This is a genomic window from Micromonospora parva (assembly GCF_000718515.1).
GTDB lineage: Bacteria > Actinomycetota > Actinomycetes > Mycobacteriales > Micromonosporaceae > Micromonospora > Micromonospora parva.
This window is the reverse complement of record NZ_JNZS01000083.1, coordinates 1-212: the sequence shown is the minus strand read 5'-3', so window position 1 is coordinate 212 and position 212 is coordinate 1. Positions and strand designations below refer to the sequence as shown.

At 63.2% G+C, this 212-nt stretch carries 1 protein-coding gene; it reads left to right on the top strand.

Annotated elements, in window-relative coordinates; all coding sequences use genetic code 11:
- The coding region (locus tag IF22_RS33525; RefSeq protein ID WP_036412942.1) for an RICIN domain-containing protein at positions 1-212 on the top strand (212 nt) is incomplete at both ends.

The following is a 212-nucleotide window of genomic DNA, read 5'->3' as shown; positions in this document are numbered from 1 at the left end:
AACGACGGCGCGCGGATCACGCAGTGGACCCGCAACAACGGTAACCAGCAGCAGTGGCAGTTCGTCGACTCCGGTGGAGGCTACTACCGGGTGAAGTCGCGGCTGTCCAACAAGGTGTTGGACGTCTCGGGCTTCTCGACCGCCAACGGCGGCGCAATCGTGCAGTGGAGCGACAACAACAGCACCAACCAGCAGTTCCGGTTGGCCGACTC